Source organism: Streptomyces sp. NPDC041784, assembly GCF_055591025.1.
Window position 1 is genome coordinate 67,748 of sequence record NZ_JBVJAB010000006.1, and the last position, 24,212, is coordinate 91,959.

Genomic DNA, 24,212 nt, shown 5'->3' on the forward strand with positions numbered 1-24,212 from the left:
GACTGGGAGCAGCCTCCGATGGCTCGACACCTCATCACCAGCGCCCTTCCGTACATCAACGGAATCAAGCACCTGGGCAACATGGTGGGGTCCATGCTCCCGGCGGACGTGTACTCCCGGTACCTCCGCCAGCGCGGCCACGACGTGCTCTACATCTGCGCCACGGACGAGCACGGCACCCCCGCCGAGCTGGCCGCGAAGGAGCGGGGCCTCCCGGTCGACGAGTTCTGCGCGCAGGCGCACGACGCGCAGAAGGCCGTCTACGACGGATTCGCACTCGCGTTCGACTACTTCGGCCGCAGCTCGTCTCCCGAGAACCGGGAGATCACCCAGCACTTCGCCCGCAAGCTGAACGAGAACGGCTTCATCGAAGAGCGCGCCATCCGCCAGGTGTACTCGCCCGCCGACGGCCGCTTCCTCCCGGACCGCTATGTCGAGGGCACCTGCCCCCACTGCGGCTACGACAAGGCCCGCGGCGACCAGTGCGAGAACTGCACCCGGGTGCTCGACCCCACCGACCTGATCAACCCGCGCTCGGCGATCTCGGGCTCCACGGACCTGGAGGTGCGCGAGACCAAGCACCTCTTCCTCCTCCAGTCCAAGCTCCAGCACGAGGTCGAGGCCTGGGTCTCCCGGCACGAGGACGACTGGCCGCAGCTGGCGTCCTCCATCGCCCGCAAGTGGCTGAACGAAGGCCTGCACGACCGCGCGATCACCCGCGACCTGGACTGGGGCGTCCCCGTCCCGGCCGACACCTGGCCGGAGCTGGCCGCCGAGGGCAAGGTCTTCTACGTCTGGTTCGACGCCCCGATCGAGTACATCGGCGCGACGAAGGAGTGGGCGGACCAGGATCCGGAGAACCGGGACTGGAAGTCGTGGTGGTACGAGGCCGACGACACGGTCCGCTACACCGAGTTCATGGCCAAGGACAACGTCCCCTTCCACACCGTGATGTTCCCGGCCACCGAGCTGGGCGTGCGCGAGCCGTGGAAGAAGGTCGACTACGTCAAGGCCTTCAACTGGCTGACGTACTACGGCGGGAAGTTCTCCACGTCCCAGAAGCGCGGTGTCTTCACCGACCAGGCCCTGGACATCCTCCCGGCCGACTACTGGCGCTACTTCCTGATCGCCAACGCGCCCGAGTCGGACGACTCGTCCTTCACCTGGGAGCACTTCACGGCGACGGTCAACAAGGACCTCGCCGACACCCTGGGCAACTTCGTCAACCGCGTGCTGTCCTTCTCCAAGAAGCGCTTCGGCGAGGAGGTCCCGGCGGGCAACGCGGCCGGTGAGGCCGAAGCGAAGCTGGGTGAGCAGATCTCCGAGCTGCTGGCCGAGTACGAGACGCAGATGGAGGCCCTCCAGTTCCGCAAGGCGGCCGCCGCCCTGCGCGCCCTGTGGTCCGCGGGCAACTCCTACCTCGAGGAGAAGGCCCCCTGGCTGGAGATCAAGACGGACAAGGACGGCGCGGCCCTCACCCTCCGCACGGCGATGAACCTGATCCACCTGTACGCGGTGGTCTCGGAACCCTTCATCCCGTCGACGGCGAAGACCATGCGCGAGGCGTTCGCCCTGGCGGACGACACGGCGACCTGGGTCACCGCCGAGGAGGCGAAGGCCCTGACCTCCGTCCCCGCCGGCACCCCCTTCACCGTCCCCCCGGTCCTCTTCGCCAAGCTGACGGACGACGACCTGGCGGCGTACAAGGAGCGTTTCGGCGGCCAGGAGGCCTGACCGCTCCGCACCAGGGACCCGCACGAACGCGCCCCGCACCCGGTTTCGGCCAGGTGCGGGGCGCGGCGCGTAGGTGCGGTCAGGTGCCGGACGCGTAGGACACGAAGTCCGTCCACGCCTGCGGCGCGAAGCCCAGGCGCGGCCCCTGGAGGTGCTTGGAGTCGCGGACGTGGACGGTGGCGGGGGTGGTGGCGATCTCGACGCAGGACTCGCCGTTGGTGCCACCGCTGTAGCTGCTCTTGAACCACGCCAGTCCGGAGGCGTCCCTGGCGGAGGGGTTGCGGATCATGTCTCTCCCAGCAGTTGCAGAATGAAGGCCAGTGACTCCCGTGGCGGGAGGGCTTGCGCCCGGATGGTGCTGAACCACAGGTCGAGGATGCGCAGTTGCTTCGGGTCCGAGGCCGGCCTGCCGTTGAACGCCCCTCAAGGGTGAGGCGGATGAACCGGGTTGGGAGGTGGACCCGGACGACGAGTGGAGCCGTACCGCCTGGCCGTTCACGCGCTGCATCCCGGTGCCCTCCGTCGTACGTCCGTGACCCCACGCCGCCGGTTACACGTTAAGTACGCACCACCACGCTCAGTCACCCGAATCGGAGAAAGTCCACCCCCCTTCTGCGTCACATCCCGCGTCACATGACAGCCGAGGGGCCCGGGAGCGTGGCGCTCCCGGGCCCCTCAGGCGTGCTCGGGCGTCACTTCAGGACGCCCGCCCCCGTCGTCGTCCCCAGCGAGGTCGGCAGGTTCTTCGCCGAGGTCTCCAGGCCGGTGGTGAGGGCCGGGGTCCAGTTGACCGTCGTCTTCAGGTCCTTCGACGACGCGGCGTTGTACGCGGCGACGAGGTCGGTCGCCGTGCCGTTGACGAGGTTGCCGCTGCCCTTGACCGAGCCGGTGCCGTCGCCGCTGAGCAGCTTGGCGACCTTCACGCTCGACGGCACCTTCCAGTAGTTGTTCTCCGCGACGATCTGGGCCTTCGCGCGGGAGTTGATGCTGTACTGCACCGCGTAGCCGCTGAGGGTCGTGACGTCGTAGTAGTTGTTGTAGATGTGGACCTGGCCGACGCGGGTCAGCGGGGCGCGCTGGACGATGCCCTTCCACATGTTGTGGTGGAGGGAGACGCGCAGCTTGCCGGCGGGCTCGCTGTCGCTGCTGCCGATCAGCATCGTCTTGTCGTGGTGGGTGAACTGGTTGCGCGAGACGGTCACCAGGTCGGAACTCTTGGTGATGTCGAGCGAGCCGTCGTGGATCTGGTACTCGCGGCCGTAGTACTTGGGGTTGGCGCTGTCCAGGTGGGGCGCGTCGGTGAACGTGTTGTGGTCGGCCCAGACATGGGTGGCGCCGCGCAGGGTGACCGAGTCGTAGTTGGAGTTCCAGTTGCCGTCGTCGCCGTCGGTCGGATCCCACTGCGGGAAGCAGTCCTCGGTGGCGGCGAAGGTCAGGTTGCGGACGATGACGTTGTCCACGTTCTGGATCTGGAGCATGCCGCCGGAGATCCCGGCGTTGCTGCCGGGCACGCCCACGAGGGTGGTGTTGGCGGGGACCTTGAAGACGATGTTCTTCGCCTGCTTGGTCTGGGCGGCGGCGCGGGCCTTCTCCTGGGTTCCGGAGGGCAGCTTCGACGTGCCGTAGGCGGCGGGGTCGTACGCCTTGAGGTACGCGGAGAGCGAGTAGCCGGTGCCCGACGCGTAGTCGGCGCAGGTCAGCTTCTTGCCGGAGTCGTCGGTGTTGGCGTCGATGGTGCCCTTGACCTTGATGATCCGCGGGGTGGTGTCGGACGCCGAACCCAGCGCCTTCACGAGCTGGGCGCGGGTGGAGACGGTGAAGGTGTGCGCGGCGTCGGCCTTGGTGCCACCGGTCGTGCCCGTACCGGACGAGGCCCAGCCGTCCTTGGCGGCGAGCGTCTGGTGGTACAGGTCCACGGTCCCGGCGTTCGCGTTCATCACGACGACACCGGCGCCGACCCCGGCGGCCACGACGGCGGCGGAGACGACGAGGGTGCGACGGGTGTGGAGGGACCGGCGGTGAGCGGGAGCTGCCACGGGGGATCCTTAGGGGAGGAGCGGACTTACGACCTGTCAGTGGCCGCCGGGTCGTGAAGAGTTGCCGCGAATCGAAAATTTTCTCTCCCTTCCCGCGCGCCTCGTGATCAAACCCTTCACGATTCCCACACGTCCCGCTTAAGGTGCCCATCGGGGGGCGAACGCCCCTACGGGGAGGGGAAACACCACACATGGGCAGATCAGCCCTGCCGTCGCGCCGTCGCGCCACGGCCACCACACTCATCGCTGTCTCGCTCGCCCTCGCGGGCGCCACGCTCCCGGCCACACCGGCCGCGGCGGCGACCGTGCTGCCGCCGTGGACGAGCGCGAAGACACTGAGCAGCTACAAGTCCGAGGTCCAGGACGTCGTCGTCACCGCGGACGGCACCGCCGTCGCCGTCTGGACCGAGACCGTCACCGGCGACCTCTACGCGGCCCGGCGTCCCGCGAACAGCGACACCTGGAGCACCCGGGCCAAGCTCGCGGGCCCGACCTTCGACGCCCGGCTCGCGGCCCGGCCGGACGGCTCGGTCGTCGCGGTGTGGACCGACAGCGGAACCGGGACGGGGTGGCGGACCCGCTCCGCCGTCCTGGCTGCCGGGCAGACGGCCTGGTCGGAGCCCACCGTTCTCGACTCGGTCAGCGTGTCGGGCTCCGTCGCGCCCGACATCGCCGTGGGGCCCGGCGGGCAGGTCGCCGCCGTGTGGGCCCGCAGCGCGAACTCCCGCAGCGAGGCGTTCGCCTCCCTCCTGTACCCGGAGGGCACCTGGTCCGAGCCCGAGCAGGTCAGCAACGCCGCCACCCACGCGGGCACCTCCGGCTACGGCAACATCGCCGGGCCGGAGATCGCCTTCGACGGGCAGGGCGGGCTCGTGGCGTCGTACTGGATGACCGTGAACAACCTCTACCGGGTGATGACCAACGTCCGGCCCGCCGAGACCTTCGCCTGGCACACCCCGCAGATGATCACCGCCTCCTACGAGACGCCCACGCTGGCCTCCGCCCCGGACGGCTCGGTCCATCTGGTGTACGAGGACCTGAACGGCGCCTTCCAGGTCATGCGGCGCACCGACGCGGCCTCCGCGTGGAGCGGGCCGCAGAGCGCCGCGTCCGGCGTCGGCGAGCCCGCCGACATGCCGGAGCCGCTGGTCGGGCCCGACGGCGATGTCACCCTCGTCTGGTACGACCGGGCCGAGGGTGCCAAGGACGTGCGGACCACCACGTTCGACAGCGCCACCGGCGCCTGGTCGGAGCCGCGCACCCTGTCGGGCGAAGTCGCGGCGTACACCTCCGACGCGGCGATCGCCCCCGACGGCTCGGTCCATGTGCTGTGGCCCGAGACCGAGGATCAGAGCGGCTCCCTCTACGAGGCCACCCTGGCCGACGGGGTGTGGACGTCACCGCGCCGGGTGGGCACCGTCGGCAAGCTGGTGCACGGCCAGATCGCCGCGAACTCCGTCGGCACCGCCACCGCCGTCTGGGGCGCGGTCTCCACCTACTCGACCTACACGGACGTCACCGCCGCCCGCACCGCCTGGCCCGCGCTCGCGGTGACCGAAAGGATGGTCCCGGGCACCGTGCCCCTCAAGGGCACCACGTCCTCCAGCGCCGCCTGGAAGCCGACCTGGACGACGAACTCGCCGGTCGCCTCCTGGACGCTCACCCTCACCGACACCGCGGGCAAGGCGGTGCGCACCCTCACCGGCACCGCCGCGGCCGGCTCCACCACCGTCGCCCCGGTGTGGAACGGCCGTACGAGCACCGGCGCCATCGCCGTCAACGGCAGGCTCACCTGGACGCTGAAGGCCGTCCAGTGGGGGTCCGGCACCTCGTCGACCCTCGGGACCGGCACCGTGACGGTGACCGGCGGCAGCCCGGCGTTCCGTGACTTCGGCGGCCACGACGTCACCCCGGACGGCCTGGGCGACCTGCTCCAGCTCGACTCCTCGGGCCGGATCCAGTGGGACCTGGGCGACGGCACCGGCCAGCTCGAGACGGGCGCGTCGGCCACGGGCTGGTCGACGAGCATCAAGGCGGTGCCGTTCGGCGACCTGAACGGCGAACGCTGCAACGACGTCCTCGTCCGCGTCGGCGACGCCCTGCGCGCGTACCGGCCGGCCTGCGGGACCGCGCCGAAGCCGACGACGTCGTACAAGACGATCTCCAGCACCGGCTGGAAGCAGTACGACGTCCTCACCTACCCCGGGGACGTGACCAAGGACGGCCGCCCCGACCTGATCGCCCGCAACGCCTCCACCGGCGCCGTGTACCTCTACAAGGGGACGAGCACCGCCACCCTGTCCGCGCGGGTGAAGCTGTACGACAACTGGAAGACGTACAAGAAGGTCGTCGGCGCCGGGGACCTCAACGGGGACGGCATCGGCGATCTGCTGGCGCAGGACACGGCCAACAACCTGTACCGGTACTACGGCAAGGGCAACGGGACCTTCTCGGCGCGCGCGAAGATCGCCGCGAACTGGGGTGGCTCGTACAACGTCGTCGTCGGTGTGGGGGACCTCAACCGGGACGGCAAGGCGGATCTCGTCGCCCGCGACACGGCCGGGAACCTCTACCGGCAGTCCGGCACCGGCAAGGGGACGTTCGGCAGCCGCGTGAAGATCGGCGGCGGCTTCGACCGCTACAAGGGCCTGTTCTGATCGACCCGATCCACCTCGCAACGCGACAACCGACATCTGGGGGATTTCCATGGCACTCTTCGGCAACGCCCACCCGATCGACAACAACCAGGCCCAGCAGGACTACGCGCGTCTGCTGGGCCAGGGTGAGCAGGTGCACGCCGCGTTCCTGCTGATCCGCGACACCATCCTGTTCACCGACCGCCGGCTGCTCCTCGTCGACAAGCAGGGCATCACCGGCAAGAAGGTGGAGTACCACTCCATCCCGTACCGCAGCATCACCCACTTCGCGGTGGAGACCGCCGGCACCTTCGACCTCGACGCCGAGCTGAAGATCTGGGTCTCCGGCACGCCGACCCCGATCGAGAAGACGTTCACCAAGGGTGTGGACATCTACGAGGTGCAGGCGATCCTCACGCAGTTCGTGGCCAGGTGACGTCGGTCGTCACGTCGGTCGTCACACCGATGTCCGCGGGGGCCGTCTGTCACTGACGGCCCCCGCCGTCGTCACTGGCGGCCGCCGCCCGGCCCGCCGCCTCCGCCGAAGCCGCCGCCCTCCGGGGCGTCCCCGGCGGTGACCGTGGCGATCTGTTCCGCGTCACCGAGCGTGCCGGGCTTCGCGGCCAGGCCGCCGGTGGCCTCGGAGGCGGCCGCCGAGCCGCCGGACCAGACGCGGTACTTCGCCCCGGACTCGATCGCGGCCGACGAGTAGACCACGTTCTGGATCTGCTTCGCCGTGACGTACGTGGCCACCACCTTCCCGTCGGCGTCGGCCACATGGAGCGTCGTGCCCGCCGGGACGGAGGAGTCGAGGGTCGCCGACAGCCAGCCCTGCGCGGAGTCCTCGTCGGGGGCGACGGCCATGCCGGAACTGCCCGCCGCGAGGAGCGTGCCGCCGCTGACGGTGAAGCTGCCGTTGACGTCGAGCGCGCCGTTGCCGCCCTGCTGGGGGCCGTTGACGACGACCGTGCCGCCGGTGATCTCGGCGGTGCCGTTGGAGTCCAGACCGTCGCCCTCGGCGTCGATCAGCAGGGTGCCGCCGGTGACGGTCAGCTGGTGGTCGCCGACGCCTTCGCCGCCACCGCCTCCGCCGGGCCCGCCCCCCTGTGCGGCGGAACTCCCGCTGCTGCCGGACGCGTTGACCCCGTCGTCGCCGGCGACGACCGACACCGAGCCGCCGCCCACGAGACGAGGAGCGGTTGGGTGCTCATGACACGACGATCGGACAGCCGCCTGTGAGGCTCCTTGGGGATTGCTCAAGCGACGTTGAGAAGTACGGGGGAAGTACGGGGGAAGTACGGGAGAAGTGCGGGGGAAGTACGGGAGGAGTCCTGGCAATGACTGGCTGGTAAAGTTCGCTCACTTGTGCGAGGGCGGGGGCCCTCGCGGGGGAGGGAAACAGCACGTGGGCACGCACGCCCGGAGACAGGGCGGCGTGACCGCCGCGCTCTCCGCACTCGCGGTCGCCGCAGCGACCGTCGTCATCACCAGCGGCGGCGGCACCGCCAACGCGACCGGCACCACCGGCACCACAGAGATCGTCCTCACCGACCCGGCCTCCGCCGCACCGCGCACCGAGCGTCCGCTCGTCGCCGGCGAGACCGGCTATCTGCACCGGCAGAGCGGAGTCGCCGGCCTGCTGTGGACGGACTACACCACCGGCGCCACGGTCAGCGTGCGCAACGCCGACGGCGTCTACGCGCCCGTCTGGCCCTGCGCCACCGTGACCAGCGTGTGCCGCAACGCCTGGTACGGCTCGGACGGCGACCTGGTCGCCCTGCCCGCAGGGACGTCGACGTCGAAGTCCGTCACCCTGTGGGACCCGGCGACCCGCGACACGTCGACGGTCACCTCGGACCACTACTACCGGGCGCTCGCCGGGGAGACGGTCGTCACCGGCCGGACCCTCATCGACTTCCCGGGCGGAGAGCGGCGCGAACGGACCATCACCGGCGACGCCTTCACCATCCAGGACAACACGGTGGCCGCCGCCGACGCGCACGGCGTGCTGGTCAAGGACGGCACCGCGATCTCCTACATCGACGTCGACACGGCCGTCGAGACCGGGGCCTTCCAGGACGTCGACGACGACGGGTACGCCGTGATGAGCGACGACCGGGTCGGCTGGTACGACGTCGACAACGGCGACCTGCACCTCAAGTCCCGGACCGACCCGGCCGTCGAGGAGCGGACGTACGCCCTGCCGTACCTCGGCGACCTGCACGGCGCCCCCGTCCTCAGCGGTGACCGACTGCTGCTGCCCCTGGACGCCGCCTCCGTCTCCTGGACCGAGCTGGCGGCCGTGTCGCTCACCGACGGCTCCGCGCGGGTCCTGCTGACGGCCTCCGACGCCTACCCGCTGGCCGCCCCCGGCGACACCGCGCTGGTCGCCGGCGGCACCGGCGCCGACGACTGGTGGCTCCAGCGCGTCGGCCCGAGCGCGGAGGACGGTACGCCCGTCCTCAGCAAGCAGGCGCGGGTCCCGGCCGTGGAGAACGCCAAGACGGGCCTCGCCCTCAGCCGGGGCAGCCTGCGCGTGGTCGAGACGGGCGGCGACACCTCCGTCCGCACCCTCACCACCGACGGCCACGCCGCCCTCGACTCCTCCGCCCCCACCGACAGCTCCAAGATCACCGCCGCCTGCCCGTACACCGGCGTCGTCTGCGCCCCCCTCTGGGGCAACGCGGGCCACTCACCGGACGACGTCTACCTCAGCACGTACACCGGGGGCACCGGTCAGAAGCTCGACAGGATCAAGGTCACCGGCTCGTACAACGCGGTCGAGTTCGGCACCTCCGGCGGCACCATCGTCGACGTCTCCGACGACTACGTGGTCTACCAGTCCGGCGGCACCTCGCCCGCCCAGTACGTCTGGGAGCTCGGCCAGGGCCAGAAGCTGAAGCGGAGCGTCCGCGCCACCGCCCTGAACGGCCCCACCTTGTGGAGCGCGACCTCCACCTCCGGCCAGGTCACGTCCTACAGCCTCACCGACGACAAGACCCTCAGCACGGTCACCCTCCCCGGCGCCGGCTGCGTCCCGACCGAGCTCCAGGCGGCGGGCCGCTGGCTGTACTGGGCGTGCGGCACGGCCTCGGCCGGCGTGTACGACACCAAGGCCCGCACGGCGGTCCCCGTCACCCCGGGCGATGTCCTGCTCGGCGACGGCTTCACCGTCCGCCACGACCACACGACGGACGAGTTGGTCCTGACCGAGGCGGCCACCGGCACCACCCGCGTGCTCGCCGCCGACGTCCCCGAGACCGGCCAGGCCACCGACCGGCGGTACCGGTGGACGGTGGACGAGTACACGGGCCTGGTCGCCTGGTTCGACGGCTACGAGCGCACGCACGTCGCCACGACCGGCGGGACTCCGTCGGCACCGACCGTGTTCCGGTCGCAGACCGGTCACTACGGGCCCATCGGCGCCTCGGACTTCTGGAGCGGCAGCCTGCAGGTGTCCCGCCCGGTCAGCTCCTGGTCCCTGACCTTCACCTCGGTGGAGAGCGGCGAGACCGGCCGGGCCGTCCGCACGATCACCGGCGACGCGACCACGACATGGCTGTACGCGAACTGGAACGGCAAGACGGAGAGCGGCACACGCTTCCCCAACGGCCCGTACAAGTGGTCCCTGAGCGTGACCGCCCTCGGCGCCTCGACCGCTGCACCGGCGGGCGGCGGCAGCGGCTTCCTCACCGAGGGCTCACCCGTCCGCCACGACTACGGCAGCATGGACGGCACCGACGGCACCGGCGACCTGCTCACCCTCAACACCACCGGCGGCCTGACCATCCACCGGGGCACGGGCACCGGCAGGTTCTCCGAGAAGGTGACCGGCACGGGCTGGCCCACGACGATGACGGCGGTGCCGGCCGGCGACCTCAGCGGCGACCGCTGCAACGACGTCCTCGTCCGGCTGAGCAGCGGCGCCCTGCGTCTGTACAAGCCGGGCTGCAACGCGACGCTCAAGCCGTCGACGTCGTACACCACCCTCGCCACCAGCGGCTGGAACCAGTACGACCTCCTCACCTCCCCCGGAGACATCACCGGCGACGGCCGCCCCGACCTGATCACCCGCGCCACGACGACCGGCACGCTCTACCTCCACAAGGGCACGAGCACCGGCAAGCTGTCGTCGCGCGTGAAGCTGTACGACAACTGGAAGACGTACAAGAGGATCGTCGGCACCGGCGACCTGAACGGGGACGGCGTCGGTGATCTGCTGGCGCAGGACAAGGCGAACAACCTGTACCGGTACTACGGCACCGGCAAGGGGACCTTCGGGGCCCGGGTGAAGCTGTTCGCCAACTGGGGCGGCACGTACAACGCCGTCGTCGGAGCCGGAGACCTCAACCAGGACGGCAGGGTCGACCTCGTCGCCCGCGACACCGCCGGCAAGCTGTACCGCCAGTACGGCGACGGCAAGGGCTCGTTCGCGTCGCGGGTGCAGATCGGGACGGGCTGGGGCGGGTACAAGGCCCTGTTCTGAGCCGTGCGGATCGGCCGAGCCGAAGGCGCCCGGGTCCCGTGGACCCCCGGAGTCCCCGACGCGAGCGAGAAGGGCGACGCCTTCGGGGGTGCCCTGACGGTGGCCGACCTCAACCGGGACGGGCTGGCGGACATCGTGATCGGGGCGCCCTACGAGACCGTGGGCTCGAAGCTGTACGCGGGCCAGGTGACCGTGATCCCCGGGCGGCGCACGGGCACCCTCGGTACCGGCGCGTACTCCTTCACCCAGGACACGGCGGGCGTCCCGGACGCTTCCGAGCCCGTCGACCAGTTCGGCATGACCGTCGCCACGGGGGACGTGAACAGGGACGGCAGGCCGGAGCTGTTCGTCGGCGGGACCGGCGAGAACGACTTCACCGGCGCCGTCTGGACCTTCCCCGGCTTCACCGCCGGCCCGGTCGCCGCCCGCAGCCGTATGTTCACGGCCCCCTCGGTCGGCCTCACCCAGCAGACCGGTACGGCGCTGGGCGGGAACGGGCTGGGCTGGGTGATCTGAGCCGTATATCAGAGGTGAGCGGTGGAGCCGGGACGCTAGGCTCCGCCGCATGTCCACGCCCTTGCCGAGCTTCGAAGAAGCCGCCATCGACTCGATCATGACCCACGCGGGCCGGGCGACGCTCCCCTTCCAGCGGGCCCATCGCGGGGAGGGACACGCGACGGCGTTCTGGTTCAACGAGCTCGTGAGCAGTGACGCCGACGGCGAGACGGTCCGCCCGTACCTCGTCACGGCCGCCGCGCCGACGCGCGTGGACCTCGCCGAGGTGACCCTCCGCCCCGAGCTGTGCGACCCGGCGCCCAGCGCCGCGAAGCTCCTCATGCTCGACTTCGCCGAGGGCTGGACCACGCTGCCGGGGCTCGGCGTGGCCGTGCTGCCGGGCGCCGTCCTGGACGCGTACGCCGAACGCAAGGGCTGGAGCTGGTCCACCGACGAGATCACCGACGGGCTCGCCGCCCGCGCGGAGGACATCGCCCGGATCGGCAAGGACCCGGTCACGGCGTACGCCCTCGGCCACGAGGCGGACGAGGACCGGCCGCAGGCCGTCGTGGTCGGCGCGCTCGCCCGGGCGGACGACGGCAGCGTCCGCTGGGGCGGCAGGCTCCCCGAAGGCTGCGTGGGCGCCCCGGTGTTCATGAGCCTCCCGCTGCCGGGCAACGCCTTCAAGCTGGTCTGCGCCGGGGTGGCCCTGCCCGCCGACGACCACGGCTTCGGCCATCACCCGGTGGCGACGTTCGACGCGATCCGTACGGCGCTGAACCCGGCCGCGGGGCCTGCCGCCCGCCGTTGGTGGCGCTTCGGCCGCTGAAGCCCGTACGACTGCTACGACTACTCAGTGGACCTTCTCCAACCGCACCTGCGCCTCCTCACCGACGTCCTCGCGCTGACGCCGGCCCCTTCCTTCTTCCTGGCCGGCGGGTACGCGCTCCAGGCCCATGGTCTGCTCCAACGCCCGCACGCGAACGTGGACCTGGCGACGGAGAGCGCGGAGCCGATGCCCGACATCGCCCGCTCGCTGGCCGAGGCGCTGATCTCCCGGGAGCACGAGGTGACCGTGCGGGACACGGACCCCCTGTCGGCGCACCTGACGGTCACCGACCAGGAGACGGGCACCGCCCTGGACCTGGCCCTGGCTCTCCACAAGGAAACCCTCTGGGCCCCGCCGGTCCTGACCCCCTACGGCCCGACCCTCTCCCTCCCCGACGCGGTCGGCACGAAGATCCGGGCCCTCTACGACCGCGGACTGGCCGTCGACCTGATCGACGCGCGGGCCGCGTCCGCCCGCTTCACCCTCCCCGACCTGGAGGAACTGGCCCGGCGTCACGCCCGCGACCCGTTCGACCTCCCCACCCTCCAGACCCGCCTGACCGGCACCGACCACTACCCGGACACGGCGTTCACGGCGTACGGCCTGACGGAGGAGGAGATCGTCGCCCTGCGGGCGTGGGCCCAGGAATGGTCCACTGACATCGCGGAACGCCTGCTGGAGGACGGGGCGTCACCGGACGACACGGAAGGGGAGCTGCCATGAGCGAGGCGGCGCACGCGAGTCTGGACGGTCTTGTGCTGGGGGACGCGTTCGGCGACAGCTGGTTCCTGCACTCCGACGAACCCGCCGAGGAGCTGTGGGCGGCGCGGGAACCACGCCCGGCACCCTGGCCCTGGACGGACGACTCCGCCATGGCATTCGTCCTGTTCTCCCACCTCACGGCCCACGGCGAGGTCCGTCCGGACGACCTGGCGCGGGAGTTCGCCGCCGAGTACGAGCGCGACCCGAGCCGCCAGTACGGCCCGTCCATGCACCGGGTGCTGCGCCGCATCGGGGCCGGTGAGCACTGGCGGGCGGTGACGACGGAGCAGTTCGGCGGGCAGGGGTCCCACGGCAACGGCGCGGCCATGCGGGTCGCGCCGCTGGGGGCGTGGTTCCACGACGACCCGGCGGCCGCCGCCGAACAGGCCCGCCTCTCCGCGCTGACCACCCACGCCCACCCGGAGGCCGTCGCGGGGGCGGTCGCCGTGGCGGTCGCGGCGGCGCTGGCGGCGGCGGGCGCGGGCCGGGAGGCGATCCCGCGCGCCGAGTTCCTCCGTCGGATCGCCGCGCAGCTGCCGGACACGGACGTCCGGGCCCGCCTCCTGGTGGCCGCGGGCTTCCCCGACCGCACGTCCGTGCGCCATGCGGCGTCCGTCCTGGGCTCCGGCAGGGAGATCTCCGCCCAGGACACGGTCCCCTTCGCCCTCTGGTCCGCGGCCGGGCACCTGAACGACCTGCCCGAGGCCCTCTGGCAGACGGTCGCGGGGTGGGGCGACCGCGACACGACCTGCGCGATCACGGGCGGGGTCGTCGCGGCGCGAACCGGCACGGGTGCCGTGCCGGCGGCGTGGCGGGAGGCATGCGAGCCATTTCCCGCCCGCGTCACGACCCTTCGACGCGAAGACGCCGCAGGAGAGCGGCGAGCCCGACGGGGGTGACGGGAAGTATTCGGCCGGGGTCGTCACTCTCGCGGAGGAGGAGCGAGGCTTCGCCGCGAGCGAGTTCGACGCACTCGTTGCCGTCGGCACCACCGGAGAACGTGGACTTCCCGCGGTACTGGAGGCGGAGGCGGATGCGGTGCTCGTCGCCTCGGCCGCCTCATCGGCGGAGGCGGACATCGCGAGGGCGCCGCCCGCGCCGACCGCGGCCACCGCCGCGGTGCCGGCCACGCCGACCTTCCGGCGCGTCAGGTCCCTTTTGTGCTTCGGTTCTTGTGTTCCCGTCATGTCCCGGACGCTAGGTAGGAAGGCTGTCAGCGCCGTGGGAAAGCACTGTGGCTGACCAAGAAACCTGAAGGAGAAACAGAAAGGGGCCGGAAATCTACGATGATTTCCGACCCCTTACGGGAATTCAATCAGGTAAGGCTTGCCTTACCGAATTGCCTTGCCCGGATGCCTACCGGTTGCCTCACCCGGTCGCCCTACCCGGTCGCCCCTACTTCGGCTGCGGCTTCCGCACCGTCAGGTGCAGTTCCTTCAGCCGCGCCTCCTCCAGCTCCGTCGGCGCGCCCATCATCAGGTCCTGGGCGTTGCCGTTGAGCGGGAAGGCGATCGTCTCGCGGATGTTCGGCTCGTCCGCGAGGAGCATGACGATGCGGTCGACGCCGGGGGCGATACCGCCGTGCGGCGGGGCGCCGAAGCGGAACGCCCGCAGCATGCCGGCGAACTTGTCCTCGACCGTCTCCCGGTCGTAGCCCGCGATCTCGAAGGCCTTGAGCATGATCTCCGGCTCGTGGTTCCGGATCGCGCCCGAGGACAGCTCGACGCCGTTGCAGACGATGTCGTACTGCCAGCCCAGGATGTCCAGCGGGTCCTGGGTCTCCAGGGCCTCCAGGCCGCCCTGCGGCATGGAGAACGGGTTGTGCGAGAAGTCGATCGCGCCGGTGTCCTCGTCCTTCTCGTACATCGGGAAGTCGACGATCCAGCAGAAGCGGAAGACGCCGTCCTCGAAGTGCCCGGCGCGCTTGGCGGCCTCGACCCGCACCGCGCCCATGATCTTCGAGACCTCGTCGAACTCGCCCGCGCCGAAGAACACGGCGTGCCCGGCGGCCAGCGAGAGCCGCTTGGTCAGCTCCGCCACGTTCTCCTCGGTGAGGAACTTCGCGATCGGGCCGGACAGCGCGCCGTCCTCGCCGACGCGCACCCAGGCCAGGCCCTTCGCGCCCTGCGAGACCGCGAAGTCACCGAGCTGGTCGAAGAACTTCCGGGGCTGGGCGGAGACGTCCGGCACCGGCAGCGCGCGCACGTGCTTGCCGGCGAACGCCTTGAACTCCGAGCCCTCGAAGATGTCGGTGATGTCGACCAGCTCCAGCTGGGCCCGCAGGTCCGGCTTGTCGGAGCCGTACTTCAGCATCGCCTCGCGGAACGGGATGCGCGGGAACGGCGAGGTGACGTGACGACCACCGCCGAACTCCTCGAACAGCTCGGTCATCAGCTGCTCGATCGGCCGGAAGACGTCCTCCTGCTCGACGAAGGACATCTCGACGTCGAGCTGGTAGAACTCGCCCGGCGAACGGTCCGCGCGCGCGTCCTCGTCACGGAAGCAGGGCGCGATCTGGAAGTAGCGGTCGAAGCCGGAGATCATCAGCAGCTGCTTGAACTGCTGCGGCGCCTGCGGCAGGGCGTAGAACCGGCCCGGGTTCAGACGGGAGGGGACCACGAAGTCACGCGCGCCCTCGGGGGAGGTGGCGGACAGGATCGGCGTCGCCATCTCGTTGAAGCCCAGCGCCGTCATCTTGTGCCGGATGGCCGAGATGACCGCCGTACGCAGCATGATGTTGCGGTGCATGCGCTCGCGGCGCAGGTCCAGGAAGCGGTACTCCAGGCGCCGCTCCTCGTTGACCCCGTCCTCGGCGTTGATGGTGAAGGGGAGCGGGGCGGCCGCGCCGAGCAGCTCGACCTCGCCGACCTCGACCTCGATCTCACCGGTGGGCAGGTCCGGGTTCACGTTCTCGGCGCCGCGGGAGACGACCTTGCCGTCGACGCGGACCGTGGACTCCTTGGTGACCTTGTCCAGGGCCTCGTACGCGGGCGTGCCGGGACGGGCCACGAGCTGCGTGATGCCGTAGTGATCGCGCAGATCGATGAAGAGGATGCCGCCCAGGTCGCGCCGATTGTGCAGCCAGCCACTCAGCCGGACGTCGGTGCCGACGTCAGAGGAGCGGAGCTCGCCGCAGGTGTGGGACCTGTACCGATGCATCGTCGTTCATCCAGTCTTCGCGGATCGGGGGGCACGTTTCACGTGAAACAACCCCAGCCTACCGGCCAGCCCGAGATCGCCTCCCCTCAATAGCGCGGCGACGATCAGTGGCACTTTTCGTTCCGGTCTTCTTAAAGTGGGGCGATGCGCACTGGCGAGCCCCTGCCCGCCGTGGGAGAGGTCCTCGCCTCCCTCGCGACCGGCCTCTGGCACTGGAGCACCGCCACCGGTCTGGTCACGGTCGACGCCGAGGCTGCCCGGCTGCTCGGGCTGCCCGCCGAGGAGGCGGTCCTCACCGAGGCCCAGACCCGGGCCCGGCTCCACCCCGTCGACTGGAACGAGATCACCGGCGTCGTCCAGCTCGCCGTCGCCGAGGGCACGCTCGCCGAGGTACGCATCCGGATCATGGACGACCGGGGGCGGGTCGTCCGGGTGGTGCGCAGCCGCTCCAAGCCGTCCTTCGACCCGGTGAAGAGGGCGTACGAGCTGATCGGCACCCTCCAGGAGGTGACCGAGCCGCGTCCGGGCACCCCGGCCGGGCGGACCGCCGTCACCGGTGACTGGCGGCGTTCGCGGGAGGCGTTCCTGCTGGACGCGGGCCGGGCGCTGGCGGAGGCACGGGACACCGAGGAGGTGCTGCGGGTCGCGGCCGGGCTGTCGATGCCGGGCTTCTCCCCCGACGGGCTGGCCGTCTTCGGTGTGGAGGGCGACCGGCTGACGGTCATCGGCCACCACGGGCAGCGGCCCGGCGACGAGAACCCCTTCCTCCATATGCCCGTGGAGACGGACTATCCGGCCGCCGAGGTGGTGCGCACCGGCCGGGCCGTGTATCTCTCCTCGCCCGGCCAGTACAAGGAGCGCTATCCGCTCACCTGGCCGATGGCCTCGGACTTCGGCCGGGAGTCATGGGCGTTCCTGCCGCTGACGGTGGCCGGCCGCACCATGGGCGCCTGGATGGCGGCCTTCACCTATCCGGTGGCGTTCACGCCCGACGAGCGGTCCGTGCTCACCACGGTGGCCCGGATGCTGGCCCAGGCCCTGACCAGGGCGGGCGTCGCCGAGACCCAGCGGGAGCTGACCGACGGGCTCCAGCGCTCCATGCTGCCGACGCTCGGCCCCGAGATACCCGGCCTGACCCTGGCCGCCCGCTACATACCGACCGGCGGCGGGCTCCAGGTCGGCGGCGACTGGTACGACATGATCCCGCTGCCCGGCGGCACCTCCCGGTCGAAGTCCGGCTCGGAGCGGTTCGCGCTGGTCATCGGGGACGTCCAGGGGCACGACGTGCGCGCCGCCGGGCTGATGGGCCAGCTGCGCATAGCGCTGCGGGCGTACGCCGCCGAGGGGCACCGCCCCGACGCCGTCCTCTCCCGCGCCTCCCACTTCTTCCACGGCCTCACCGACGCCGACGGCGACGGCGACGTACGCTTCGCGACCTGTCTGTACGTCGAGGTCGACCCGGAGAACGGGGTGCTGGAGTTCGCCCGGGCCGGCCATCTCGACCCGGCCGTGCGCCTGGCCGACGGCACGGTCCTGCTGCGCGCCACGGCCGGCGGGCTGCCGCTGGGCGTCGACCCCGACGCCGACTACCCCACCACCCGGCTCGCCCTGGAACCCGGCGAGGCGCTGATGCTCTGCACGGACGGGCTGCTGGAGACCGGCGGGCACGACCTCGACACCGGCTGGCGGCGGATCCGCGGGATCCTGGAGACACACGAGGGCGACCTGGAGACGCTGGCCGACGCCCTGGTCCAAGCCGTGCACGGCCCGTCCTCCCACCACACCACCGGCCCGCTGGCGGACCGCCGCGAAGACGACATCGCGGTCCTGCTGCTGTGCCGGCAGGGTGCGGCGGGCTGCGGCCTCGACACCAGCGCGACGGTACGACGGCCTTCCGTACGGCGCACCATGCTCACCGTCGCGCAGGCCGACCCCGAGCGGGTCTCGGTGGGCCGGCAGCAGCTGCGCGAACTGCTGCACGACTGGAGCAGCGACGACCAGGTGGACTCGGCGGTGCTGCTGGTCTCCGAGATGCTGACGAACGTCCTCGTGCACACGGACGCCGACGCGCTGCTCGTCGCCGAGGTGACCGGAGCGTCCGGCCAGCGCCGGATCCGGGTCGAGGTCACCGACACCAGCGACGATCTGCCGCACAAGCGCCGGCCCGGCGAGCTGGCGTCCTCCGGCCGGGGGCTGGTCCTCATCGAGCTGCTCGCGGACACCTGGGGGGTGGCGCCGCGGGGCGAGGGCAAGAGCATCTGGTTCGAGCTCTACGAGCCGCCGGTGGCGTCCGCCGGGGTGCCGTAACGGACCCGCAGCTCGTGCAGGACGCCGAAGGCGGCGGCGGTGAGCGGGACGGCGAGCAGCATGCCGAGAATGCCGGCGACGGAGGCACCGGCCGTGATCGCGAGCATCACGGCCGCCGGGTGCATCTGCACGGTGCGGCTCTGGATCATCGGCTGGAGCACATGCCCCTCCAGCACCTGCACGGCCAGCACCACCCCGAGCGCCCACAGCGCGATGACGAACCCCCGGTCGGCGAGCGCGACGAGCACGGCGACGGAGCCGGAGAGGAACGCGCCGAGGTAGGGGATGTAGGCCAGCACGAACACCAGGGCGCCGAGTCCCACGGCGCCCGGCACGTCGAGGACGAGCAGCCCGATGGTGATGCACAGGGCGTCGATGAGGGCGATGAGCGTGGTCCCCCTCATGAACCCCTCCACCGCCTGGAAGGCCCGCCGGGCCATGGCCTCCACGATGTCCGCGGTGCCCCGAGGGGCGACGGCCCGCATCGCGTCGACGGCCCGGTGCGAGTCCCGCAGGAAGAAGAAGACGAGCAGCAGCGCGAGTACGGCCATGGCGATGCCCTCACCGACCACGCTCACCCCGCTGATCACATTGGAGGCGGCGGTCCCACCGAACCGGCTCAGCAGCTCCCTGGAGTTGGCGGCGAGGTCGTCGAGCGAGGTCCCGGCGGCACCGAAATGATCGGCGATGCCGTCGGCGGCGTCCCGGAGTGAGGCGATGATCTCGTCGCCGCTGTCGATGAGCGCGGCGACGACGATGTACACGGCACCGCCGACGACGGCGACCACCGCGACACAGGTCAACCCGGCCGCGATCGACCTGGGCACCCGCGCCTTCACCATCCGGCGGTACAGCGGCCCGAGCAACGCCGTCCCGAGCAGGGCGAGCAGCACGGGCGTCACCGCCGTACGGAACTCCGCACACAGCCGGATCCCGACGTAACCGACCCCGGAGGCCAGCAGAATCACGGCACACCAGGCGGCGAACCGGCGGGCGGGGTCGGGGAGCAGGTGCACGGGTCCAGCGGATCACGGGGCGAGCGAATTGTCCTACCCGGCCGGGCCGGTCGAGTGACGGGGCGTCACATCCGTGCAGAATCGATGCGTCGATCCCCTAACGGATGAATATCCGTGCTACGCACACCAGTTGCACCCGTCCCATGCCTACCGTCCGGGACGGAGGTGATGCTCGATGTACGAGCACAACAACACACCGTCGGACGAGTCGACGGGACTGCGACGGGACGCGATCGAGATCAGTGACTTCGTGTTCGCGGCCACCGGGGCGCGTGTGCGAAGGCTGACCACACCGGACGGGACCCACTGGTTCCCGGCCGTGGACGTATGCCGGAACCTGGGGTACGCACATGTCGGATCCACTCTGCGGAACGTTGCCGACACAACCAACTTCGCCAGTGTCGAGAGCGTGCTCCTGACGCACGATCTCGACATTCCCGCAGGTCGAGAGTGGCGACGAGACATGAATCTGGTGAATCTCCAGGGACTGATCCGGTTGGTGAACGGCTGCACCAAGCCAGACGCCCAGCCCTTCAAGACCTGGGTCTCCGAAGTCATCGCGACCATCCAGCGCGACGGTTTCTACTCCCTCGAACCGGCCGCCGTGCAACCCGCCCCGTCCGGCGGCACCGCGTACGCCATGCCGGCCGAGGTGGCCGAGGCCATCGTGCGGCTGGAGGAGCGCAACGTCCGGGCGGACGAGATGATGCTGGCGTTGCAGGAGGAGCGGAACGATCTGCTGCGGGGGATCGGTCACAGCCAGAGCCTGATGGCCGACGCGCTGCGGGACATCGCCGAGGCCCTCAGGCAGCCCGACGCACGTCCTGGGCCCGCCCCGGCCACGGAGCTGACGCCTCAGCAGATCCTCGCCAAGTGGAAGGCGACGAACCTGGTCGTGACGGAGGACGTCCATGTGGTGGCGGCCTACCTGGCACCGGCGCTGCTGCGCGGCGGGGCGAGGTGCTCCGTGGACGAGATCTCCACTCGTACAGGCCTGTCGCCCAAGCGCGTACGGGACTGCCTGGACGTGCTCTTCGAGCGGGGATGTGTGCGGCACGGCGGCCGTGCGGCGGATGGGACACCGGTCTGCGTCCTGCCGTGACGCGATGAAACGGCCCGACGTCGCAAACCGAAGTTGCGGCGTCGGGCCGTCGTCGTACCGTATCGGACCTCAGGCCTCCTGCGGGCCCTCCTCCGTCATTCCGTGCACCGCCGGGATCGTGCCGAGGCGGCCCTTCTGGAAGTCCTCGAACGCCTGCATGAGCTCGTCCTTGGTGTTCATGACGAAGGGGCCGTAGTGGGCCATGGGCTCACGGATCGGCTGTCCACCCAGGAGCACGACCTCCATGTCCGGCGTGTGGGAGTCCTGCTTCTCGTCCGCGCGGACGGTCAGCGAGGAACCCGCGCCGAAGACCGCCGTCTGGCCCAGGTGGATCGGGCGGCGCTCCGCGCCGACCGCGCCCTTGCCCGCCAGGACGTAGGCGAGGCCGTTGAAGTCCTCACGCCAGGGCAGCGTGAGCTCCGCACCCGGGGCGAGGGTCGCGTGGATCATGGTGATGGGCGTGTGGGTGATACCCGGGCCCGCGTGGCCGTCCAGCTCACCCGCGATGACCCGCAGGAGCGCGCCGCCGTCGGGGGTGGTGAGCAACTGCACGTTGCCGCCACGGATGTCCTGGTACCTCGGCGCCATCATCTTGTCCCTGGCCGGCAGGTTCACCCACAGCTGGAGGCCGTGGAAGAGACCGCCCGACATGACGAGGTGCTCCGGCGGCGCCTCGATGTGGAGCAGGCCGGAGCCGGCCGTCATCCACTGGGTGTCGCCGTTGGTGATGGTGCCGCCGCCGCCCTGGCTGTCCTGGTGGTCGAAGATGCCGTCGATGATGTAGGTGACGGTCTCGAAGCCACGGTGCGGGTGCCAGGGGGTGCCCTTCGGCTCCCCGGGCGCGTAGTCCACCTCGCCCATCTGGTCCATCATGATGAACGGGTCGAGGTGGCGGTAGTGGATCCCCGCGAACGCCCGGCGCACCGGGAAGCCCTCACCCTCGAAGCCGCTCGGCGCGGTCGTGACGCCGAGTACGGGACGGGCCACGGCGTCAGCCGGCGCGGCGACGCGCGGCAGCATCAGCGGGTTCTCGACGGTCACTGCGGGCATGGTCGGTACCTCCTTGGGCGACTGCGTCCCAGTTTAGTTGAGCGTTGAACTTTCTACCACCCCAGAACGACGGAAGCCCGGAGGACATTCCCTCCGGGCCACGTCACCCCCGTTCACCGAGGACCGGGGTCGGTCAGTTGCTGAAGTACAGGTACTTCCACGCGCCGTACGTCGTCGAGTTCACGTTGTCGCCGGACGAACCGTTGACGTACACGGAACGGGCACGCAGTCGCCAGCCGGCCTCACCGGCCGCCTCCAGCGACACGGCCGACTTGCCGTTCGAACCGACCGGGAACCAGTACGGGTCCGCCGGGTACCACGAACCCTGGTAGTAGACCTCGACGTCGAAGCGCTGCTGGCGCCCCGGGAAGTAGGTCATCGTCGTGGTGAGCAGCGGGTCGGTGTTCTTGTGGAACCAGTAGTACGACGTCGAGCCGATCTTGGCCGTCCTGTAGTGCTTGGTGACGGCGGTGGAGATCTTGACCCGGGCGTAGGCCGTGACCTTCACCGTCTTGGGCGCGTAGCGGGCGTCGCCCGCGAAGACCGCGGTCACGGTGGTGTCGCGGGTCATGTCCACCCAGGCGGCGAGGTCGCCGTTGGAGTTGACCTTGCCCGTCTTGATCAGCTTCTTCGGCTTGTCGCCGCCGAAGGGGTCCGCGTAGATCTGGACCGAACGGTTCTTGTACGTCGTCCCGAGGTGCGCGGTGAACTTGACGTCGGTGCCGTAGTTGTACAGCTTGCCGTTGTTGTTCAGGCTCAGCTTGGTCGACGCGCGGGAGACCGTGACCTTGTCGGAGGCGGAGACCCCGGTGTGGGTGGCGTCGCCCGCGTAGCTCACCTTGTAGGTGACCGCGCCGCCGGCCGGCGGGATGTCCGAGAAGGAGTACGTGCCGTCCGCGTTCGCCGTGACGGCCGGCAGCGCCTTGCCGCTCGGGCTGTCGAGGTCGGTGCGGGTGACGGTGAGCTTGGCGCGGCCCGGCAGCGGGATCGTCGCCGAGATCTTGCCGGTGACCGTCAGCTTCTTGGCGCGCGGCGCGGACGTCGGGGCGTTCACCGTGAGGGTGGGGACGTTCTGCGCGGGCTCGGTCAGGGCCTTGAGCGTGTAGGTGCCGCCGCTGCCCGCGACGAGCGCGAAGATCCGGGAGGAGTCCGGGGCCCAGGCCACGTCCGCGGCCGGCTGGGTGCCGGTGGCGAAGGTGCGGACCGGCTGGGTGGCGTTCGGCCGGTACACCGCCACCTTGGTGCCGGTGATCTGGGCGATCAGGCCGCTGCGGCCGACGTCGGCAGCCTGTCCGGCCGGGTAGGCGCCGGCCTTGGCGAACTTGCCGTCGGCGTAGGCGTCCCGGTCGGTGCCGTTGACCAGGACCTGATTCCAGCCCGCGACCAGGTCGATGTCCCGGATGCCGGTGTTCAGCGAGTAGTCGCTGAAGTACCAGGCGGTGAGCTGGGGCGTGCCGGCCGAGACGTCGACGACGGCCATCGAGTCCGTGGAACCGCCGCCGGTCTGGCCGATGGCCAGCACGCCCGGCCGGAGCGGGTCGGTGTCCAGCAGGGCCTGGCCCCACAGACCGACGGACGTGCCCTCGGTCGGGAACTGCGCCAGCGTCACCGGGTCGGTGCCGCTCGCCGGGTCCACGGTCGGGTCGACGGAGCCCAGGTCGCCGTCCCACTGGTCGCCGTAGGTGAACCACACCTTGCCGGCCGAGTAGGCCAGGTGTCGCGGACCGGTGCTGGTGGCCACCGGGTACCGGGTCTTGACCTGGAGGGTGGCCGCGTCGAGGGCCACGATCTCGTGGCTGCTCGGCAGGGCCGCGTACAGGGTGCTGCCGTCGTCGGAGACGGCCAGGTCGCTGACGTCGCCGAAGCCGACGTTCAGACCGACGAGGGTGCCGCTGTAGTCGGCGGCGAGGATCCGGCCGTTGGCCTTGTCACCGACGAAGACGCGCTGGTGGGCGCCGTCCACGACGAGGCCGACGGGGCTGGTGACGGTGGTGGCGGCGGCCGAGGCGGGCCCGGCCACGGCGACGCTCAGCGCCGCAGAGCTGACGAGGACCGCGAGTGCCGTCGCGGCCGATGTGCTGCGCATGCGCACAGTGATGAACCCCCACAGAAGAACCCGGAGTTGCCGGGTGATTGAGAGAGCGCCGCGCGACACCCGGACACGACCGCCATGAGCGGCGACCCCCGGGGCGCGGCTGCCTGAGGAAACCCTATGGCATGCCTGTGACAATCAGGGAGCGGATTTCCACGGCGGGGGAAGGGGGCGAAGTACGGGTGCCGCGGGGGTGAACGGGCGGGGGTGGGGCGGGATACGGCTCCGGTCGATCTCGGGGGTGGGGGCGAACGGCCGGGCACGCGGGTCGACGGCCGGGGCGCACGGCGCGGCGAACCACCGGCTCGCTGGGCCCGCGCCGGACGCGTTGCGCGAGGGTCCGAGAACACCGCCCGAACCGCGAAGGCTCCGGCCGACGCGCCGCCGCCCCCAGGCCGACCGTCCGGGCGCCGGGCGAACCGCAGTACGCAGGGGGTAGATCATCCGGGACTCGCACAAGAAGCCGCCGGGAGCGGAGGGCGAGCCGCCGAGGGCGGGCGGCGGACCA

The 24,212-nt window shown here is 70.9% G+C and carries 18 protein-coding genes and 1 pseudogene; 10 read left to right on the top strand and 9 right to left on the bottom strand.

Annotation, left to right across the window (positions count from 1 at the left end; translation table 11 throughout):
* Window positions 1-18: 18 nt before the first annotated feature.
* A complete protein-coding gene (metG, locus tag ACZ6D7_RS14705; RefSeq protein ID WP_469489667.1) occupies window positions 19-1,734 on the top strand; it encodes a methionine--tRNA ligase in 1,716 nt (571 codons plus the stop codon).
* 79 nt (window positions 1,735-1,813) lie between these two features.
* Here the strand turns inward: metG and ACZ6D7_RS14710 are convergent, their stop codons facing one another.
* The 3 genes and pseudogenes from ACZ6D7_RS14710 to ACZ6D7_RS14720 form a co-directional block, all read right to left on the bottom strand.
* Window positions 1,814-2,023, bottom strand: coding sequence for a DUF397 domain-containing protein (locus ACZ6D7_RS14710; RefSeq protein ID WP_469489670.1), 210 nt, complete (start codon window positions 2,021-2,023; stop codon window positions 1,814-1,816).
* Window positions 2,020-2,157, bottom strand: a pseudogene (locus tag ACZ6D7_RS14715) (transcriptional regulator); the annotation flags it as partial. The pseudogene ACZ6D7_RS14715 and the gene ACZ6D7_RS14710, both read right to left, overlap by 4 nt.
* Window positions 2,158-2,426: 269 nt before the next feature.
* On the bottom strand, window positions 2,427-3,770 hold the full coding sequence (locus ACZ6D7_RS14720) for a pectate lyase family protein (protein ID WP_469489675.1): 1,344 nt from the start codon (window positions 3,768-3,770) through the stop codon (window positions 2,427-2,429).
* Window positions 3,771-3,961: 191 nt separating this feature from the next.
* Between ACZ6D7_RS14720 and ACZ6D7_RS14725 the strand changes: the two genes are divergently transcribed.
* The gene (locus ACZ6D7_RS14725) at window positions 3,962-6,427 is read left to right on the top strand and encodes an FG-GAP-like repeat-containing protein (protein WP_469489680.1); all 2,466 of its coding nucleotides are present in this window, start codon (window positions 3,962-3,964) and stop codon (window positions 6,425-6,427) included.
* 49 nt (window positions 6,428-6,476) lie between these two features.
* Window positions 6,477-6,842, top strand: a complete 366-nt coding sequence (locus ACZ6D7_RS14730) for a PH domain-containing protein (RefSeq protein ID WP_189714993.1) — start codon at window positions 6,477-6,479, stop codon at window positions 6,840-6,842.
* A gap of 71 nt (window positions 6,843-6,913) precedes the next feature.
* Here the strand turns inward: ACZ6D7_RS14730 and ACZ6D7_RS14735 are convergent, their stop codons facing one another.
* Complete coding sequence (locus ACZ6D7_RS14735; protein ID WP_469489687.1) at window positions 6,914-7,591, bottom strand: hypothetical protein; 678 nt, start codon at window positions 7,589-7,591, stop codon at window positions 6,914-6,916.
* A gap of 220 nt (window positions 7,592-7,811) precedes the next feature.
* Here ACZ6D7_RS14735 and ACZ6D7_RS14740 point away from each other — a divergent pair, with 220 nt between their 5' ends.
* The 5 genes from ACZ6D7_RS14740 to ACZ6D7_RS14760 are packed head-to-tail and all read left to right on the top strand — an operon-like array spanning window position 7,812 to window position 13,877.
* Complete coding sequence (locus tag ACZ6D7_RS14740; protein WP_469489690.1) at window positions 7,812-10,892, top strand: FG-GAP repeat domain-containing protein; 3,081 nt, start codon at window positions 7,812-7,814, stop codon at window positions 10,890-10,892.
* A gap of 3 nt (window positions 10,893-10,895) precedes the next feature.
* A complete protein-coding gene (locus ACZ6D7_RS14745) occupies window positions 10,896-11,408 on the top strand; it encodes a hypothetical protein (RefSeq protein WP_469489693.1) in 513 nt (170 codons plus the stop codon).
* 49 nt (window positions 11,409-11,457) lie between these two features.
* Window positions 11,458-12,216, top strand: a complete 759-nt coding sequence (locus ACZ6D7_RS14750; protein ID WP_469489695.1) for a hypothetical protein — start codon at window positions 11,458-11,460, stop codon at window positions 12,214-12,216.
* A gap of 27 nt (window positions 12,217-12,243) precedes the next feature.
* Window positions 12,244-12,939 carry a nucleotidyl transferase AbiEii/AbiGii toxin family protein gene (locus ACZ6D7_RS14755; RefSeq protein ID WP_469489698.1) on the top strand — a complete coding sequence of 232 codons (696 nt, stop codon included), beginning with the start codon at window positions 12,244-12,246 and terminating at the stop codon, window positions 12,937-12,939.
* Window positions 12,936-13,877 (top strand): ADP-ribosylglycohydrolase family protein, encoded by a 942-nt coding sequence (locus ACZ6D7_RS14760; RefSeq protein WP_469489700.1) that lies wholly within the window; start codon window positions 12,936-12,938, stop codon window positions 13,875-13,877. The genes ACZ6D7_RS14755 and ACZ6D7_RS14760 overlap by 4 nt, the downstream gene beginning before the upstream one ends.
* Here ACZ6D7_RS14760 and ACZ6D7_RS14765 read toward each other — a convergent pair.
* Window positions 13,822-14,013 carry a DUF397 domain-containing protein gene (locus ACZ6D7_RS14765; protein ID WP_469490751.1) on the bottom strand — a complete coding sequence of 64 codons (192 nt, stop codon included), beginning with the start codon at window positions 14,011-14,013 and terminating at the stop codon, window positions 13,822-13,824. The two genes, ACZ6D7_RS14760 and ACZ6D7_RS14765, sit on opposite strands and share 56 nt — an antisense overlap.
* Window positions 14,014-14,373: 360 nt before the next feature.
* Window positions 14,374-16,137, bottom strand: coding sequence for an aspartate--tRNA ligase (gene aspS / locus ACZ6D7_RS14770; RefSeq protein WP_469489703.1), 1,764 nt, complete (start codon window positions 16,135-16,137; stop codon window positions 14,374-14,376).
* A gap of 144 nt (window positions 16,138-16,281) precedes the next feature.
* On the opposite strand from aspS, the gene ACZ6D7_RS14775 reads away from it, so the two are divergent.
* The gene (locus tag ACZ6D7_RS14775; protein WP_469489708.1) at window positions 16,282-18,444 is read left to right on the top strand and encodes an ATP-binding SpoIIE family protein phosphatase; all 2,163 of its coding nucleotides are present in this window, start codon (window positions 16,282-16,284) and stop codon (window positions 18,442-18,444) included.
* Here ACZ6D7_RS14775 and ACZ6D7_RS14780 read toward each other — a convergent pair.
* On the bottom strand, window positions 18,408-19,460 hold the full coding sequence (locus tag ACZ6D7_RS14780) for an AI-2E family transporter (RefSeq protein WP_469489716.1): 1,053 nt from the start codon (window positions 19,458-19,460) through the stop codon (window positions 18,408-18,410). The genes ACZ6D7_RS14775 and ACZ6D7_RS14780 overlap by 37 nt on opposite strands.
* 175 nt (window positions 19,461-19,635) lie before the next feature.
* On the opposite strand from ACZ6D7_RS14780, the gene ACZ6D7_RS14785 reads away from it, so the two are divergent.
* Complete coding sequence (locus tag ACZ6D7_RS14785; RefSeq protein ID WP_469489720.1) at window positions 19,636-20,562, top strand: BRO family protein; 927 nt, start codon at window positions 19,636-19,638, stop codon at window positions 20,560-20,562.
* A 69-nt stretch (window positions 20,563-20,631) separates the two neighbouring features.
* On the opposite strand, the gene ACZ6D7_RS14790 is transcribed toward ACZ6D7_RS14785, so the two are convergent.
* Complete coding sequence (locus ACZ6D7_RS14790) at window positions 20,632-21,612, bottom strand: pirin family protein (RefSeq protein ID WP_469489723.1); 981 nt, start codon at window positions 21,610-21,612, stop codon at window positions 20,632-20,634.
* A 133-nt stretch (window positions 21,613-21,745) separates the two neighbouring features.
* On the bottom strand, window positions 21,746-23,698 hold the full coding sequence (locus ACZ6D7_RS14795; RefSeq protein WP_469489727.1) for a YncE family protein: 1,953 nt from the start codon (window positions 23,696-23,698) through the stop codon (window positions 21,746-21,748).
* Between the last annotated feature and the right edge of the window lie 514 nt (window positions 23,699-24,212).

Bases quoted from the DNA above. Each gene is read 5' to 3' on its own strand.
- aspS (WP_469489703.1), bottom strand. From the start codon at position 16,137: ATGCATCGGTACAGGTCCCACACCTGCGGCGAGCTCCGCTCCTCTGAC.
- ACZ6D7_RS14760 (WP_469489700.1), top strand. From the start codon at position 12,936: ATGAGCGAGGCGGCGCACGCGAGTCTGGACGGTCTTGTGCTGGGGGAC.
- ACZ6D7_RS14730 (WP_189714993.1), top strand. From the start codon at position 6,477: ATGGCACTCTTCGGCAACGCCCACCCGATCGACAACAACCAGGCCCAG.
- ACZ6D7_RS14790 (WP_469489723.1), bottom strand. From the start codon at position 21,612: ATGCCCGCAGTGACCGTCGAGAACCCGCTGATGCTGCCGCGCGTCGCC.
- ACZ6D7_RS14775 (WP_469489708.1), top strand. From the start codon at position 16,282: ATGCGCACTGGCGAGCCCCTGCCCGCCGTGGGAGAGGTCCTCGCCTCC.
- ACZ6D7_RS14750 (WP_469489695.1), top strand. From the start codon at position 11,458: ATGTCCACGCCCTTGCCGAGCTTCGAAGAAGCCGCCATCGACTCGATC.
- ACZ6D7_RS14795 (WP_469489727.1), bottom strand. From the start codon at position 23,698: ATGCGCAGCACATCGGCCGCGACGGCACTCGCGGTCCTCGTCAGCTCT.
- ACZ6D7_RS14710 (WP_469489670.1), bottom strand. From the start codon at position 2,023: ATGATCCGCAACCCCTCCGCCAGGGACGCCTCCGGACTGGCGTGGTTC.
- ACZ6D7_RS14785 (WP_469489720.1), top strand. From the start codon at position 19,636: ATGTACGAGCACAACAACACACCGTCGGACGAGTCGACGGGACTGCGA.
- ACZ6D7_RS14725 (WP_469489680.1), top strand. From the start codon at position 3,962: ATGGGCAGATCAGCCCTGCCGTCGCGCCGTCGCGCCACGGCCACCACA.
- metG (WP_469489667.1), top strand. From the start codon at position 19: ATGGCTCGACACCTCATCACCAGCGCCCTTCCGTACATCAACGGAATC.